The organism is Clostridium tepidiprofundi DSM 19306 (genome assembly GCF_001594005.1).
GTDB classification, from domain to species: domain Bacteria; phylum Bacillota; class Clostridia; order Clostridiales; family Clostridiaceae; genus Clostridium_AC; species Clostridium_AC tepidiprofundi.
This window is the reverse complement of record NZ_LTBA01000026.1, coordinates 1-17,547: the sequence shown is the minus strand read 5'-3', so window position 1 is coordinate 17,547 and position 17,547 is coordinate 1. Positions and strand designations below refer to the sequence as shown.

Here is a 17,547-nt window from a genome sequence, read left to right as displayed (position 1 = left end):
ATGGATGAGAAGATAAAACAAAAAGTAGTAAAGTCAGTTACAGTTACAATATTAACAGAAAGTTCCGTTGCACTTTCTAATGATCAGGGGTTCGGTAATTATACGCCTATAAAAAAGTGTTACATGAGTGATGGACCGCATGCTATTACAAGTGTAGGTACTATGACTTACGAAATAAGAAAACAGTTAGGTGAGAGAGGTTGGAATTTAAGTGGAATAATTTTAAATACTAATAAAAAGGGTAAGGTCACTAATATATATCCTTGCATAGATAATATAGAATGTTCAGAGGAAAATGGATTGGAAACAGATGTATTTGGTTTTTTAGTTCCCGATAAACAGTTAAGTAAAACTTCACCTTTAAGAATAATACCGCCTAAATCAGTACACATCTACAAAAATGATACTCAGCTTATAACTAATAAAGGTTTTTTGAATAAAGATTTTAGAAGAAATTATTATACTAAGGAGAATGAAAAATATCCAGAAGATAAATTTCCACAAACTCAAGCCTTGGCTAGTGAAGAAATTTTTGGAGATTATTACGTTTATACAATTACAATCGAATTAGATAGATTAGGGGTATTGGAAGTTAAGGATGGAAAATATCTAGCTCCTGATGAGAGAATATACATGGATAAGAAATTAAGAGAAAAGGCACTTAGAGATATTTTAGATGTAATTGTTAATTTAACAAGAACAATTAAACATCAAACAGTGCATTTAAAGCCTTTAGCAGTGTTTGGTGGAGCATTTGAAAGTGTAATACCGTATTTTTGGAATGACATTGAAATGGATAAACATAATGTATTGATACTGGATAATGTGTTAGAAACTATAGAAAGTTATAATTTGGATAAAGATAATTATATAGCAGTTTATAGCGGAAGAATGAATACAGGATTTAGAAATGCAAAAATTTATGACGAAGAAAATAAGATTTTAGAAGGATATCCTGCAAAGTTACTTCGGGAGTTAGGCGAAAAATTATTTGTTGGAGAAGATGATAAGTGGTACTTAAAAGTAGGGGAAGGGGATACTCCTAATGATAAAGATAAGTAAAGAGAAGGTATTGTTGTTAGATATCAAGCAGCCTTTTGCACATTATAGAGAGCCAAAGGTTATGCAGAATGACTATATTCCTACATTAAATTTACCGCCTGTTACTACTGTAGCAGGTATGATTTCCTATTTAACAGATAGAAAATTAAAGTCAAAGTATAAAATTGGAATTGTAGGAAAATACAAAAATAAGATTAATGAATTTGTACGAGGCGAATATGGGAAGTTTTTTAGCGATTATCAAAATTTATTGACTAAACAATCAAAAAAGATTAATAAGGAAAAAGGTTTTAAAATGTTTGAGGTGGCTCAATTTTATAATTATCATAAGAAAAGCTATGGAAACAGAATAATGCATTTTGAAACTTTACAGGAAGTGGAATTAAAAATATTTTTGAGTACAGAGGACAATGAATTAGTTAAGAATTCTTTAGAAACTCCATCAAAATACTTGAGTTTAGGTAGAAAAGAAGATTTTATTATGCCATCTCAAAAAGGTGATAGTTTTGTTAAAGAAGTAGAGATTGATACAGTGTATATTGAAAATAAAAAAGAGGCAATTAAAAATGATTTAATATTTAAAAATACTTATGTACCGGTTAATATTAAATCAGATAGTTCAAGATATATTATGCAACAAGGGGTACTGTACTCATTGCCTAAAAAATATAAAGATTTTAATGCAGAGAAACAAGATAGAGTAATAGAATACGGGCATTATGTATATTTAAATGATGAGGGATGTTATATACCAGATATAGAAACTAATATATTTAGAAAAAAAGATAAAAATGGAAATGATGAAAATATTCTATTCACATGGTTATAGAAAGAAGGTGAATAAATGAAAAAAATTATATTAGCGAAATCGAATAATAAAAGACAGAATATTAAAAAAGAAACTTTGATAGAACATACTGAAGATTTGCTTCAAATCTTTGATATTATAATATCAAAGATCAGTTTCAATACAATAAACCAAAAAGTATCGAATACAGTGCAAATAGAATTTGGAAAATTACTTAAAATTATATGTTTGCTTCATGATCTTGGTAAAATGAATATTGAATTTCAGAAGAAGATAGAAATTGCTAATAAAATAGATGAATTAAGAAGTGCATGTGATGAAAGTAAGGAATTAGATGAACTGTGGAAAGCATATAAGAGTATCAAGGATGCAAGACATAATCTTTTAACAGGTGCATTTTTAAAAAAGATTTTTGAAAAACTTAATATTGATGAAATTCTAAGGGCGATTTTATATAAAGCTATATTGCTGCATCATGGTAGTTATGAGCAGTATCTAGAAATATCTAATGGCAAAATAGAAAAAGCTGTATTAACTGATATAGAACAAGGTATTTTCCTTTCTGATAAATATAATTACAAAGAAGTAGAAGAGTTTATTAAAAATGAACTAAATATAGAAATTGTTTTTAATGAGGATTTTTTAGATTATGAATTTATGTATCAGTTGAATGAAGATTTTAAAAATAATAGAGATTTACAGTATTTATATATCGTTCTTAAAGGTTTTTTAAATTTAATAGATCATTTAGCTTCAACTCAATTAAAAGATATAAATTATTTTCTTCCACTTGATGAAGTTGAAGTTGATAAAAAATTAATTGAAAATATAAAGAAAAAAACAAATAAAAGTGATATTAAATTTAGACCTATGCAAGAAAAGTTAAGAGAAAATATGGGCAAAAATGTATTGACTGAAGCATTTACTGGAAGTGGTAAAACTGTAGCCGATTATAGATGGACAGGAAAGAGAAAGATATTTTTAGTGCCTAATAAGATTTCAGCAGAAAGCTTTTATAATGATGCTGAAGAAATTTTAGGAGTAGATAATATAGGAATTCTACATGGTGATATTTCTCTTTATGTTGAAGATGAAAATTCTAAGGTTAATAGTGAAGGGGTAACAATAACATTAAGAGATAAAATATTATCTAGAAATTTTGCTAAACCATATATTATTGCGACTGTAGATCAAATATTATTGTCTATGTTTAAGTATCCTGGATATGAAAAGGTTTTTGCAAGTATATATGATTCTTATATTACTGTGGATGAGATTCATTTATTACATCCGAGAATGTTTTTAATACTAATTTACTTTATTGAATTTGCAAATAAATATTTAAATACTAAATTTCACTTAATGACAGCTACACTTCCACAAGCATATAAGGATAAAATTAATAAATGTAATATAGATTTTATTGAATCAAATAGAAATGAGCAAGTTGAGGAGAATAGAAAAATTCAGTTAGAGATAATTAAAAATTCGGAAAAGAATTTAATTGATGTAGTTGATAAAGCATTAAAGGAAAATAATAAAGTATTAATTGTTAGAAATACAGTGGATAGAGCAATAGAAATATTTGATTTTTTAAATGAATATTATAAAGAGCAAAAAGAAATATATTTATTGCACAGCAGATTTAAATTTGAAGATAAAAAGCAAAAATATCAAGATATATTAAAACAAAAAGGTGATATATGGATATCAACACAATCTGTTGAAATATCATTAGATCTTGATTTTCAAGTAGTTATTAGTGACAATGCGCCAATAGAATCAATTATACAAAGGATGGGAAGGTGTAATAGGCATGATACATTAGATTATGGAAGATTTTATATAATCAATGAGGCAGAGAAAGATGTATATCCGGAGATATTAAAAAAATCAGCTTTAAAATTATTGAAGCAAAGTAATAAAACTATAATGTCGATGAAAGATAGAAAAGAATTATTACAGAGGTATTATGATTTGAAAGATATAAAAAAATACTATGAGGATGAATTTGGGATTGCTGAAATATGTATAAAGAATATTTTTGGATTAAATACAGCAGAATTAAATGGTGAAAATATAATGTTTAATTATGAACCTTATTTAAATATTGTTGATAATAAAAAAGAAGCCAGTAAATTATTTAGAGATACTAATATTAATGCTAAGATAATTTTAGAAGAAGATTTTGAAAAATTACAGATTGAAAATGCTAAATTTAAAGAATATCAATTTAAATCTATTCAGATATCTGAAGGATATTATAGGAAATTGAAAAAATATAATGCGTTATATATTGATGAGGGAAATACTATTGTAAGTAAAGGATATTGTACTTATGACAATGAAAAAGGGCTACAAATAAAGGATAAAAAGAGCATTGAAGATAAGATTATTGAAAACATGTTTATATAAGGTCGATATATAAGGTTATTATTTTTATTCACCTTTATACTATTTTGAATGCTATAAAGGTGGATTTTTGATTAGTTTCATAGGTATTTTAGTTATACATTAAACTCACAATATTTTACAGCAGTAAGTAAAGGTGATATTATGGAATTTCAAATTGATAAATTCAAAACTCAAGGAGTTAAAGTAAACTATTACTATGTTTGCAAAAGGAAGTTATGGTTATTTTCGAAAGGTATTACTATGGAGCAAAATAGTGATAGAGTTCTTAGTGGTAAAATAGTACACGAGGATGCATATCAAAGAAAAAAAAGAAAAGAAATTCTTATTGATGAAATATTAAAACTAGATATTTTGGATAAAGATTATGTGAGAGAGGTTAAAATAAGTAGCAAACTTACTGAACCAGATAGAATGCAACTTTATTATTATTTATTTTATTTAAAACAAATAGGTATAAACAAAAAAGGAACTATAAATTATGTAAAAGAAAAGAAAATTGAAGAAATCGAACTTTCTCCAGAAATAGAAAAAAAGATTATTGATACTTTAGTCGATATAAAACGGATTACTAGTGAAAATAAACCACCTAAATTCGAACGATTGCCATATTGTAAAAAATGTGCTTATTATCAATTTTGCTTTGCAAAGGAAGATGATGAATAATGGAAAGAGATTATTATATTTTTAGCAACGGTAGATTAAAAAGAAAAGATAATACAGTATATTTTATTACTGCAGAAGGAGATAAGAGGTCATTGCCCATAGAACAAACTGCTAAAATTCATATTTTTGGAGAAGTTGATTTAAATACAAAACTTATAAATTATTTGACGCAATATGGTCTTTTATTAAACTTCTATAATTATTATGGTTATTATTCAGGGACATATTATCCAAGAAAGAAGAATGTTTCAGGATATCTATTAGTTAATCAAGCTAAACATTATAACTATAACGATAAGAGATTATACCTAGCAAAATGTTTTATAGACAGTGCAGTTCATCATATCATAAGGAATATGAGAAATTATAAAGAAACTGAAGAATTTATAAAGAGGATAGAGATAGAAAGAGAAAAAATAATAAATGCTAATTTTGTTGATGAATTAATGGGTGCAGAAGGAAGAATGAGAAAGATATATTATGAGGCATTTAATGTTATTTTAAGAAATGGATTTGAATTTAATAAAAGGGAGAAAAGGCCACCTACGGATCCTATTAATGCTTTAATTTCATTTGGAAATAGTTTAATGTATACAACTGTATTAGGTGAAATATATAAAACTCAGCTTGATCCAACAATAAGTTTTTTACATGAACCATCTACAAAAAGATTTTCTTTAAGTTTGGATATAGCAGAAATATTCAAACCATTAATAATAGATCCAATTATATTTAGTTTGATTAATAATAGAAGGATAACAGTTAAAGATTTTGACATTGAGGAGGGGATTTGTTTTCTCAACGAAAATGGAAGAAAAAAGTTTATTGCTGATTACGAGAGAAAATTGGCTGTTACCATAAAACATAGAACATTAAAAAGAAAGGTATCTTATAGAATGTTCATAAGATTAGAGTGCTACAAATTAATTAAGCATTTTATTGGTGATGAGCGGTATAAACCTTTAAAAGCTTGGTGGTAAATGGTTATTGGTATAAAATGTTTTTATTGGTTTATGCAATAAAATTTATGATATAATGGAGCTGATGATATGTTTGTGATATTAACTTATGATATTGAAGAAAAAAGAATAAATAGGGTCAGAAAACTATTGAAAAAATATTTAACGTGGACTCAAAATTCTGTTTTTGAAGGAGAAATAACTGAAGGAAAATTACACAAGTGCTTATCTGAGATTGATAAGCTTGTAGATAAGAAAACGGATTCAATTTACGTATATAGAGTAAAGATATCTAAAAATATCAAGAAAGATGTTATTGGAATAGAAAAGAGTTTTGATGAACTTTTTCTGTAAAGAAACTGCAGTGAAGCAAACATATATTCTAAATAATCAAAGACATTGATATGTCTATGATTTCAATCAAAATATAAATAATTAGCAGAACACTACTGATGGTTTGCTGCAAAATTGCACTATTTAGCAATTTCAATAATCCGCTAAACATTAGTAATATCAACGGATCTGAAGAGTTTATTTTTTAGGGTTTTATATTAACTATGTGAGATGTAAATTTTATACATTTATCCGTAAGAACTTCTATATTATTTTGTTTTATATTAACTATGTGAGATGTAAATAAACGTAAATACATCTAAATTTAATTTCTTCATTAAGGTTTTATATTAACTATGTGAGATGTAAATTGTAGGTTGAATATCATCTTGTCCTTTATACTCTGGTTTTATATTAACTATGTGAGATGTAAATTACGTTCTTTATCCCAACCCTGTGGTGGAACTAAGAGTTTTATATTAACTATGTGAGATGTAAATGTATATCCATTTAAATGCTCATCTCCATCTATACTTTGTTTTATATTAACTATGTGAGATGTAAATTATCTACCTTCTCTAAGTAGATATTTCAACCATACATAGTTTTATATTAACTATGTGAGATGTAAATTTATATGTACTTAAAAACTTGACTATCTTATCAAACAGTTTTATATTAACTATGTGAGATGTAAATTTATAATCACTCCTCCTAGCTATATTCTCATATGTAAGTTTTATATTAACTATGTGAGATGTAAATTACTTGTTAGCATGTGTAAGTTATCAAATAGGTTCGAAGTTTTATATTAACTATGTGAGATGTAAATTCATCTTCAAATACTTGATTATAGAAATCTAACAAAGTTTTATATTAACTATGTGAGATGTAAATTACAGTAATCTTTGATTAAAGTCATTATCATTTGTATGTTTTATATTAACTATGTGAGATGTAAATATTTGAGAATCTACACCGTAATATTGTGTTTCACATACGTTTTATATTAACTATGTGAGATGTAAATTTCGGAATCTCTTTACAAACTATCTTCATTACCTTAGTTTTATATTAACTATGTGAGATGTAAATTACTTGTTGGCACTAACGTGTCGTGATAAGGGTGGTGGTTTTATATTAACTATGTGAGATGTAAATAAGAACTTCTTCAGTTAAACTCTCCATCATTTTAGGTTTTATATTAACTATGTGAGATGTAAATTTACATTGTTATAAATCTCTATATCATCAGGCTCGAGTTTTATATTAACTATGTGAGATGTAAATCATTTATTGCATTACGGCTCAAGTCGTAATGAATTTATGTTTTATATTAACTATGTGAGATGTAAATATTAAACTTCTTAAATCAATTAAGTCGTCAAACTCCGTTTTATATTAACTATGTGAGATGTAAATTTGAGTCCCCGGAATACAGTTATTTGCGTCTATGGGTTTTATATTAACTATGTGAGATGTAAATTTTTATCAACCTTCTTTCAATAAATTTCTCAATAAGTTTTATATTAACTATGTGAGATGTAAATGTTTGAATGACTTTTTAATATTAAAATCAGGATATAGTTTTATATTAACTATGTGAGATGTAAATTTTCCTTGCGTTCTTCTTTTCTTTTCTGTGCATTTTCTGTTTTATATTAACTATGTGAGATGTAAATTCAAAAGTTGGTGAATGTGAGGAATTTGGAAAAATTTGTTTTATATTAACTATGTGAGATGTAAATTTAAATAATTTTAAAAAACTTTTAATTATTTATTTTAGTTTTATATTAACTATGTGAGATGTAAATCCTTTTGAATCTTTTGGTTCTGTATCAACCTTTGGAGTTTTATATTAACTATGTGAGATGTAAATTACACCACAAAATCTTCTGCCTTACACTCATACACCCGTTTTATATTAACTATGTGAGATGTAAATTAAAATTAAATAAGCCTTACTCCTATTATAAGTAAGTTTTATATTAACTATGTGAGATGTAAATCTACTACACATTTATTTAAACTCTCCCCTATTGACGTTTTATATTAACTATGTGAGATGTAAATTTCCTTAAATCCTCTTTGGTAATTTGTTGAACAGCTTGTTTTATATTAACTATGTGAGATGTAAATTCTATTTTCATTGAAATTTTTAACTTCAACTATTTTGTTTTATATTAACTATGTGAGATGTAAATCTCAAATCTAAATCTTTTAATATAGTACGTTTTTCTGTTTTATATTAACTATGTGAGATGTAAATTAGCCACGTGATTCTTTATACGTTGTTTGGTATTTAAGTTTTATATTAACTATGTGAGATGTAAATTAATTATTATTATGTAATTTTGTTAGTATACATAATAGTTTTATATTAACTATGTGAGATGTAAATTATAATCAGTTATTTCTGTATCTACAATTCCTACTCCGTTTTATATTAACTATGTGAGATGTAAATAAATCAGATTGAAACAAAATTATATCATCATTGATATGTTTTATATTAACTATGTGAGATGTAAATTACTTTTTTGACACACAATTTTTTGTTGTGTGTCAAAAGTTTTATATTAACTATGTGAGATGTAAATTTTGAAGAAGAAATAAAATTTATTGAAAAATGGGCGAGTTTTATATTAACTATGTGAGATGTAAATTTTTATCTTTTATATATCCTTTTAATATAGTATGCGTTTTATATTAACTATGTGAGATGTAAATGTCTAAAAGCCTTTCTTTTGATTGATTCATAACTCCTGTTTTATATTAACTATGTGAGATGTAAATATGTGGACTCTCTTTTTATTCCCTTCATTGAAAACAAGTTTTATATTAACTATGTGAGATGTAAATACATACATAATAATCAACTCCTTATATTAATTTATAAAAGTTTTATATTAACTATGTGAGATGTAAATACTCTCGGTATGTCTTTGATAAGTACGTTTAATATCCGTTTTATATTAACTATGTGAGATGTAAATTTGTTTACAGGGCTTTAAATTATTCTTCCCTTGTCTAGTTTTATATTAACTATGTGAGATGTAAATTTGGATGTTTTATATCCATTGCCTGGAACTCTTCGGTGTTTTATATTAACTATGTGAGATGTAAATAAAGTTGAAAATATAGTGTTTGCTTCACCGGTTCCATGTTTTATATTAACTATGTGAGATGTAAATTTGTGCAGAATTTGCAAAATTTAAAAGACCTGATGGAGTTTTATATTAACTATGTGAGATGTAAATTCATTCATAATAATTCCTCCTTAATATCTAAAAATAAGTTTTATATTAACTATGTGAGATGTAAATATAATTATAATGCCTAAAAACGAAGCAAGAGTTTTAAAGTTTTATATTAACTATGTGAGATGTAAATTCGCTATCCCCTTTTTGTACTATATAATGAAGATAACGTTTTATATTAACTATGTGAGATGTAAATGTATGATTTTTTGTTTCTATATCAAAACCACTTGACGTTTTATATTAACTATGTGAGATGTAAATTTTGTATTTGCCTGACATAATAAATCATACGCTATTTGTTTTATATTAACTATGTGAGATGTAAATTCTGCTAAAACCATACCATACAACCAACCAAAATCACGTTTTATATTAACTATGTGAGATGTAAATGTTAGAACCTTTTATATTAAATTGAAAGTAGTTGCCAAGTTTTATATTAACTATGTGAGATGTAAATCCTTTCTTTTTTTATTTTACAAATAACATACCAATAGTTTTATATTAACTATGTGAGATGTAAATTCTTTTTTATTATTCAACCACAATTCATGTTTTCTTAGTTTTATATTAACTATGTGAGATGTAAATATGACAGAATTAGGCAGGTTTGTTTATTACAGAACTGTTTTATATTAACTATGTGAGATGTAAATAAGTTCATCTGTTTGTACAAACATCTTACGCCCATTTGGTTTTATATTAACTATGTGAGATGTAAATTTAATCCTGTCATTGTTTTATCTAAAATACCTGTAACGTTTTATATTAACTATGTGAGATGTAAATCTAGACAAAGCAAAGCATTAGCAAACTGACCTCTAAAGTTTTATATTAACTATGTGAGATGTAAATAAAGGTGAAAAGTTAAATACTTTTGGTGGGACAGCTAGTTTTATATTAACTATGTGAGATGTAAATTTAATTTCGTTTTCTTTTTGTTGCTTTTTAATATTTTGTTTTATATTAACTATGTGAGATGTAAATTAAACTTTCAGGTAAATCATCATCAAGGTTTTTATGTTTTATATTAACTATGTGAGATGTAAATTAAAGTCCCACAATTCCTATTATTCCATACAAATGTAGTTTTATATTAACTATGTGAGATGTAAATATATAACAATTTTCTTCAAACATATTTAAATTCTTTGGTTTTATATTAACTATGTGAGATGTAAATATTAAAATATTTTGTACTTAAAAGAAAATCTTTTAAAGTTTTATATTAACTATGTGAGATGTAAATATGTTTGTGCATGACAAAAGATTAAGAGATTATAAAGTTTTATATTAACTATGTGAGATGTAAATTTAATTGAAGCTGATTTGGATTTTAACACATGGAATGGTTTTATATTAACTATGTGAGATGTAAATTTCTTTTGTTTATTTTTAAAAGTTTAATATCTTTTAGTTTTATATTAACTATGTGAGATGTAAATTGTATAATATGTGCTTTTAATTCTTTGACAGGATTTGTTTTATATTAACTATGTGAGATGTAAATCTATATTGCGTCAGATTGTTCTGTATTGCATTTTAAGTTTTATATTAACTATGTGAGATGTAAATTAATATATATTTATTAACTTGTGTATCTGTACTCCGTTTTATATTAACTATGTGAGATGTAAATTATGGTTCAGCATGGGTACGTTCCCTGGATACTTCTAGTTTTATATTAACTATGTGAGATGTAAATACATGACAGCCATAGTAGGAGAAGTAGATGAGTGTAAGTTTTATATTAACTATGTGAGATGTAAATCAGATTCAGATACAGAAGTAGGAACTAAGGAAATAGGTTTTATATTAACTATGTGAGATGTAAATCTATTAAATCTCCTTCATTACTTGCCATTTTAACTAATGTTTTATATTAACTATGTGAGATGTAAATTTTTTTAGGATTATCAGAAGGACTTTCTTTTTTATTGTTTTATATTAACTATGTGAGATGTAAATAAAGCAAACAAGATAGAATTAAAAACAAACAAAAACGTTTTATATTAACTATGTGAGATGTAAATTGTATAATATGTGCTTTTAATTCTTTGACAGGATTTAGTTTTATATTAACTATGTGAGATGTAAATTAAACGCGTAATTGTTTTCCAAATTATTTGAAAATTAGTTTTATATTAACTATGTGAGATGTAAATTATAAATTAATTCAATATTTACTCCAAATTGTTTGGGTTTTATATTAACTATGTGAGATGTAAATGCATTTTACGTTGTTTTCTCTGCTGCGATATCTCTGTTTTATATTAACTATGTGAGATGTAAATTCTTGTATGTTTTAACTTTATTAATAGACTCATAAGTGTTTTATATTAACTATGTGAGATGTAAATTCTGCTTGAATTAAAGCCACAAAAGAAAGTTGTTTGTTTTATATTAACTATGTGAGATGTAAATTTTAATAAAGCATCAGCAATATCCTGTCTAAATTCCTGTTTTATATTAACTATGTGAGATGTAAATCCTCTTTTATATATTTGACATGATAATATCATTGAGCGTTTTATATTAACTATGTGAGATGTAAATTCAAATTTATTATAAAAGGTTAAATAAGGTGGCACAGTTTTATATTAACTATGTGAGATGTAAATCAGGAGTATTTATCCCTACTATAAAATAGTCTTTAAGTTTTATATTAACTATGTGAGATGTAAATCATATTTTCTTTTATATAACTTAATAACAGGTTTCCGTTTTATATTAACTATGTGAGATGTAAATTTATTTTTATCAATCAAGTAAGGGAGAAGATAGGTTCTGTTTTATATTAACTATGTGAGATGTAAATGGGCAACAACGTATACAACTTTGCCGCCAGGCAACTCGTTTTATATTAACTATGTGAGATGTAAATTTTTTTATAACTATCGTATTGATTAATTAATACTGCTGTTTTATATTAACTATGTGAGATGTAAATATTTCCATACATCCATTAATATCACGTACAGGTATTGTTTTATATTAACTATGTGAGATGTAAATAATATTTTTAGATGCATATTACTATGCAACTGCCCGTTTTATATTAACTATGTGAGATGTAAATTAGGTTCTTCATCTTCTTCTACTTCCTCTGCTTCAAGTTTTATATTAACTATGTGAGATGTAAATCTTAATTTACTAGCTATTTTAAACAATTCTTCATATGTTTTATATTAACTATGTGAGATGTAAATACAAACAGAGTGGGAAAGATACAAACAGACCACAGCTACGTTTTATATTAACTATGTGAGATGTAAATTCTTCTATATAGTTACCATTTACATCTTTTATTCTGGTTTTATATTAACTATGTGAGATGTAAATTATCTATTAGCTTTAACATGTTATGACATAGGCTCTAAGTTTTATATTAACTATGTGAGATGTAAATTATGGTTCAGCATGTGTTTTCTCTCTCGAAATTTCCGTTTTATATTAACTATGTGAGATGTAAATTTGTGTTGAATATATAAATTATTTTTAGCATTTATAGTTTTATATTAACTATGTGAGATGTAAATCAATAAAAATAAAGGAGCTGGTAAATGAAATAATAAAGTTTTATATTAACTATGTGAGATGTAAATATGGGGTATAGTACTGCAAAATATGATTGAATAACAAGTTTTATATTAACTATGTGAGATGTAAATTTGGTTTTTTAAATCCTGTACCTTTTAATTCCTTATTGTTTTATATTAACTATGTGAGATGTAAATCTATAACGTGAATATGCTTCATTTAATTTTTCTCCAGGTTTTATATTAACTATGTGAGATGTAAATGCGGAAAAATGACAGGGGTATTAAGCGCTACACAAGTTTTATATTAACTATGTGAGATGTAAATTTACAATTAAACAACTTCTTAAATCTTCTTCTGACATGTTTTATATTAACTATGTGAGATGTAAATATGGATTATAAGTCATTAACAGACATAGACAAATTAAGTTTTATATTAACTATGTGAGATGTAAATCCCAAAGGGTCCCGGACATTAGCACCTCGGCTAAGAGTTTTATATTAACTATGTGAGATGTAAATAAAGATTGAAGAACTTGAACGTAAAAGCAAGAAGTCAGTTTTATATTAACTATGTGAGATGTAAATCCCTAAAGACAACTCGATGACCAAAAGTTAGTGTAGTTTTATATTAACTATGTGAGATGTAAATTCGAAAGTTGGTGAATGTGAGGAATTTGGAAATATTTAGTTTTATATTAACTATGTGAGATGTAAATACTTTCGATGGATTAAACTCTATTCTAACCATTTCAGTTTTATATTAACTATGTGAGATGTAAATTTCATATTTTATACAAAAAGCAGGAGATGCTCAGCGGTTTTATATTAACTATGTGAGATGTAAATATCATAGTACCCATAATTGTGATACCGACTGGTAAAGTTTTATATTAACTATGTGAGATGTAAATCAAAAGGAGTATAAAACTCTTCTGTGAAATCTTGTTGTTTTATATTAACTATGTGAGATGTAAATTAATTTTATGTATTTCTTGTTCACTTTGCAAATAACGTTTTATATTAACTATGTGAGATGTAAATTGGCAATTGTTAAACGAGATGATGAGAGGTTGTAGAGTTTTATATTAACTATGTGAGATGTAAATCTTACATTGTTTGGTTGTCTTACTATTGTTAGAGTTAGTTTTATATTAACTATGTGAGATGTAAATACTTGTTTAGTAGGTTCCCAGGAACCATTCGTAAAAGTTTTATATTAACTATGTGAGATGTAAATACGTAAACAATAGGACATTTGAAATTCAATAGAATCGTTTTATATTAACTATGTGAGATGTAAATATTTAAAGTTGACATTTTATATTCTTAGTGTTATACGTTTTATATTAACTATGTGAGATGTAAATATTGCATAATGATAATAGGGACAAAAAAGAGTTGCCGGGTTTTATATTAACTATGTGAGATGTAAATTTTTTTCTTTCTTCAAGAATTGTATCAACTAGCTTTTGTTTTATATTAACTATGTGAGATGTAAATACGCATATTTCCTCGTAGCTTTATTTCACTAGAACCTGTGTTTTATATTAACTATGTGAGATGTAAATAGGGTCGGAACAATCTTCCGAACCTTTTCATCATCCGTTTTATATTAACTATGTGAGATGTAAATTTAGACTGCATAACTAGAGTAGGATTGGACAAATATAGTTTTATATTAACTATGTGAGATGTAAATTTCTTTTTTAATTCCTCATCATAAGCATCAATTTCAGTTTTATATTAACTATGTGAGATGTAAATTTCTTTTTTAATTCCTCATCATAAGCATCAATTTCAGTTTTATATTAACTATGTGAGATGTAAATTCATTTTCTTTTCTTTGTTAGTAACAGTTTTTAAACAGTTTTATATTAACTATGTGAGATGTAAATTGTTTAAAAAATCATCTTTATTCATAATACATAACGTGTTTTATATTAACTATGTGAGATGTAAATATGGAAGGCAAGATTCAATGAAGAATATTCACCCAACATGTTTTATATTAACTATGTGAGATGTAAATTTTGTTAAACTGGAATATATTATTCCTGCTAATCTGTTTTATATTAACTATGTGAGATGTAAATTTTATAGGAGCTCTTGTTATTTCTAATCAATGCTCAAGGTTTTATATTAACTATGTGAGATGTAAATAAAACATGATATGTGATACCTGCTTGGTTCAAAAGGTTTTATATTAACTATGTGAGATGTAAATCGCAAAAATATTTTCTAAAATTCAACCAAAAGTTAAGTTTTATATTAACTATGTGAGATGTAAATTCTATAATCATATAATCACCCTCTCTTTGAATACTCAAGTTTTATATTAACTATGTGAGATGTAAATCTAAGCATGAAATAGAACATGTCAACATTATAGAATAGTTTTATATTAACTATGTGAGATGTAAATTCGTGAGAAAGCGAATAACAAAGACAAGGTGAATCAGGTTTTATATTAACTATGTGAGATGTAAATAAGATTACCATATACAAAAAAAATTGATTGTTAAGATGTTTTATATTAACTATGTGAGATGTAAATCACGCAATAAAACCTTGGGGGACTAGCCCCCCAAACCCGTTTTATATTAACTATGTGAGATGTAAATTAGGATGTTTTATATTCATAGCCTGAAATTCTTCGGTGTTTTATATTAACTATGTGAGATGTAAATTGTCGATATAGTAACAAAATTGCTTGTTACACTAAAGTTTTATATTAACTATGTGAGATGTAAATCAAATTATTGCTATTTTGGAGGCTTGGTTGGTTGCTAGTTTTATATTAACTATGTGAGATGTAAATTTGCAGCAAACTATGCAATCATCTTTAACATCAATTGTTTTATATTAACTATGTGAGATGTAAATACAAGTTTTGTTATGCAGGACATTGGAAAGTATGTTTAGTTTTATATTAACTATGTGAGATGTAAATATTGAATTAGTTGGATTGCTTGAAGACGTAGAAAAAGTTTTATATTAACTATGTGAGATGTAAATTGGATTTACTTGTCGAAGACAGAAGGGCGGGCAGTTGGTTTTATATTAACTATGTGAGATGTAAATATTCTGTGCAGATGTACCTTTTGCCATTTCGAAATGAGTTTTATATTAACTATGTGAGATGTAAATTTTTTAAAAAAGAGGGCATAAAAAATACACCCTCTAGGTGTTTTATATTAACTATGTGAGATGTAAATTCTTTCTCACCTCCTTACGCACTCTTTTCTAAAAATTGTTTTATATTAACTATGTGAGATGTAAATATTAAACTATTTTTATTGTTTTTATCTGTAAATTGCATGTTTTATATTAACTATGTGAGATGTAAATAGGGTTGGACATTAGATGAAATGATAGACATAGTTACAAGTTTTATATTAACTATGTGAGATGTAAATTTTAATTGGTCTTTTATACTGTTAAACCACACAGTAAGTTTTATATTAACTATGTGAGATGTAAATGTTTTTGGGGAAATTGAACCAAAAGAACTTGTTGAGTGTTTTATATTAACTATGTGAGATGTAAATGTCCATCTTTAGGTTTAAAGTGAGGCAAAGGGAATAGTTTTATATTAACTATGTGAGATGTAAATAGTAGCTCTATAACAATATCTGATACAAATTGATGTAGTTTTATATTAACTATGTGAGATGTAAATTACCTATTAGCTTTAACATGTTATGACATAGGCTCTAGTTTTATATTAACTATGTGAGATGTAAATTTTAGCATACTATTTAAACTATTTAATTTAGTCTTTGTTTTATATTAACTATGTGAGATGTAAATTAGGCATACACTCATTTGATATAGCTTTTGCAAAAGGTTTTATATTAACTATGTGAGATGTAAATTTGGATGTTTTACATCCATTTCAGGATTTTCGGAATCCTGTTTTATATTAACTATGTGAGATGTAAATAAATGATGATACTGAATATGATGAGCTAACTCATGACGTTTTATATTAACTATGTGAGATGTAAATACACAAAATTATTAATACAAATAGTGGTGGACATAAGGTTTTATATTAACTAACCCGTTGTGCTAGTTAAAATCTATAACAATAATTACAACTAAAAAAACTCCAGCATTTATGTTAACCTATCAATGAAAACACCACTAGTCAAAGATAGGGGGAAACATATATGCTAGAGCTTAATAAAAATTCTATCACAACAATAAACAATTTAAAAGATTTTATTACTGTTGTTTTTGTTATTATTGATGATATTTACCATGAAATAACTCCAGCACATATTAAATTTCGTAGAAATATTGATAAAGCCATTATGAGCGATAGCGAAATAATCACAATTTCCATAGTAGGTGAACTCTTAACTATTGATTCTGAGAAAGCTTGGTTTGGATTCTGTTCAAAAAATTTAATAGATTTATTCCCTAAGTTCTGTACAAGAACAAGATTTCATAGAATTAGAAAATCACTGTTTAAAGTTATGGAACAAATCCGTAAC

Annotated in this window: 6 protein-coding genes, 1 pseudogene and 1 CRISPR repeat array; all 7 genes and pseudogenes read left to right on the top strand. The window is 25.9% G+C overall.

The features are described from left to right. Complete coding sequence (gene cas7i / locus CLTEP_RS09745; RefSeq protein ID WP_242863904.1) at positions 1-1,062, top strand: type I-B CRISPR-associated protein Cas7/Cst2/DevR; 1,062 nt, start codon at positions 1-3, stop codon at positions 1,060-1,062. Further along, the gene (cas5, locus tag CLTEP_RS09740) at positions 1,046-1,891 is read left to right on the top strand and encodes a CRISPR-associated protein Cas5 (RefSeq protein WP_066826184.1); all 846 of its coding nucleotides are present in this window, start codon (positions 1,046-1,048) and stop codon (positions 1,889-1,891) included. Before cas7i ends, cas5 begins: the two co-directional genes overlap by 17 nt. Before the next feature lie 15 nt (positions 1,892-1,906). Next, entirely contained in the window at positions 1,907-4,285 is a 2,379-nt protein-coding gene (locus CLTEP_RS09735) for a CRISPR-associated helicase/endonuclease Cas3 (RefSeq protein WP_066826181.1), read from the top strand. 141 nt (positions 4,286-4,426) lie between these two features. After that, entirely contained in the window at positions 4,427-4,948 is a 522-nt protein-coding gene (gene cas4 / locus CLTEP_RS09730) for a CRISPR-associated protein Cas4 (protein WP_066826179.1), read from the top strand. Further along, positions 4,948-5,928 (top strand): type I-B CRISPR-associated endonuclease Cas1b, encoded by a 981-nt coding sequence (gene cas1b, locus CLTEP_RS09725; RefSeq protein WP_066826177.1) that lies wholly within the window; start codon positions 4,948-4,950, stop codon positions 5,926-5,928. The genes cas4 and cas1b overlap by 1 nt, the downstream gene beginning before the upstream one ends. Positions 5,929-5,997: 69 nt before the next feature. Then, positions 5,998-6,261, top strand: coding sequence for a CRISPR-associated endonuclease Cas2 (cas2, locus tag CLTEP_RS09720; protein ID WP_066826175.1), 264 nt, complete (start codon positions 5,998-6,000; stop codon positions 6,259-6,261). Positions 6,262-6,450: 189 nt separating this feature from the next. Next, a CRISPR array of direct repeats spans positions 6,451-17,057; the repeat unit is 29 nt; unit sequence GTTTTATATTAACTATGTGAGATGTAAAT. Positions 17,058-17,220: 163 nt separating this feature from the next. Beyond that, positions 17,221-17,547 (top strand): annotated as a pseudogene (locus tag CLTEP_RS09715) (IS982 family transposase); the annotation flags it as partial.

What these genes read in the sequence shown, in the direction of transcription:
- cas1b (WP_066826177.1), top strand. Translation starts at nt 4,948, where the DNA reads ATGGAAAGAGATTATTATATTTTTAGCAACGGTAGATTAAAAAGAAAA.
- cas2 (WP_066826175.1), top strand. Translation starts at nt 5,998, where the DNA reads ATGTTTGTGATATTAACTTATGATATTGAAGAAAAAAGAATAAATAGG.
- CLTEP_RS09735 (WP_066826181.1), top strand. Translation starts at nt 1,907, where the DNA reads ATGAAAAAAATTATATTAGCGAAATCGAATAATAAAAGACAGAATATT.
- cas7i (WP_242863904.1), top strand. Translation starts at nt 1, where the DNA reads ATGGATGAGAAGATAAAACAAAAAGTAGTAAAGTCAGTTACAGTTACA.
- cas5 (WP_066826184.1), top strand. Translation starts at nt 1,046, where the DNA reads ATGATAAAGATAAGTAAAGAGAAGGTATTGTTGTTAGATATCAAGCAG.
- cas4 (WP_066826179.1), top strand. Translation starts at nt 4,427, where the DNA reads ATGGAATTTCAAATTGATAAATTCAAAACTCAAGGAGTTAAAGTAAAC.